Annotated in this window: 1 protein-coding gene; it reads right to left on the reverse strand. The window is 61.6% G+C overall.

What is annotated here, in order from left to right; translation table 11 throughout:
• Nucleotides 1-327 precede the first annotated feature (327 nt).
• Entirely contained in the window at nt 328-1,104 is a 777-nt protein-coding gene (locus F813_RS0113385) for a reverse transcriptase domain-containing protein (protein ID WP_017926935.1), read from the reverse strand.
• Between the last annotated feature and the right edge of the window lie 57 nt (nt 1,105-1,161).

Genomic DNA, 1,161 nt, shown 5'->3' on the forward strand with positions numbered 1-1,161 from the left:
TCACGCCAGATCGCATTGGCGACCAGTTCGGTCACCAAATCATCGATATGCGCGCTCGGAGACGGGGACAGATTTATTTTCCGTCTCCATCCCTCCTGGTTTCCTCGGCCTTGCGGAAACGGGGACAGATTCACGGAAACGGGGACAGATTTATTTTCCTTCTCCATCCCGGAAACCGGAAACGGGGACAGATTTATTTTCGGTCTCGGACGGAAACGGGGACGGACGGAAACGGGGGCTGGGTGGCCACGGGTGATTGCTCACCCGCGGCTCCCACAGATCCGGACGTGCGCGATTGACGCATCCGGCTCCTCGGTGTAGCAAATGCTACGTGGCGTACACACGGTGAACCACGCGTGCAGGCTGGAGCGGGTGGCGCTGGAGCAGGCGGTTGAACTGGATCCAGTTCAGTTGCGCCGCTCGGGATCGGCGGCTGAGCCACTTGCGCCAACGGCCCTGAACCTCGAAGCGCAGACGTTGCAGCGCCTTGACGTTCCCGGTGATGCCAAAGTAGGCATCATGGCCGCGAAGCTTGCGATTCAACACCGTCCGTTGTTCCACCACCGGAAGGTGGCGGTTGCGGCGGCACCACTCGTTGAAGCGACGCACAGTCCGGGTAAACCGAGACCGGGCCGTCCTGCGTTGCACCACCCAGCGCCCCTTCCGGGAGCGCCCCCAATAGTGGGTGAAACCAAGCATGTCGAAGCTACGTTCTCGTTGGCTCGCCTTCGGTCGCCGGTCGGGCCGACGGAAGTCCACGAGGCGTGTTTTCTCCGGGTGTAGCGTCAGCCCAAAGCGTCCCAGACGCTTGGGCAGCACGTCCAGCACCCGGCGCGCATCGTCCTCCCGCTCAAAACCCAACACGGCGTCATCGGCAAACCGCACCAGGAACGCCCGGCCCCGCATCCGCGGCTTGACCTCCTGTTCGAACCAGAGGTCCAGCACCTCGTGCAGATACAGATTACTCAGCAGAGGTGAAATACAGCCGCCCTGCGGCACGCCGTCTTCGGGGTGATCTATCACCCCATTCTCCAACACACCGGCATTCATCCACTTGCCCAGCACGCGGACGGAAACGGGGACAGATTTATTTTCGGTCTCCATCCCTGCTGTTTTCCTCGGCCTTACGCGGCTTTCCGATACGTTGGGTCTGGTAGCTGG

It is taken from the genome of Thioalkalivibrio sp. HL-Eb18 (assembly GCF_000364985.1).
Lineage (GTDB): Bacteria > Pseudomonadota > Gammaproteobacteria > Ectothiorhodospirales > Ectothiorhodospiraceae > Thioalkalivibrio.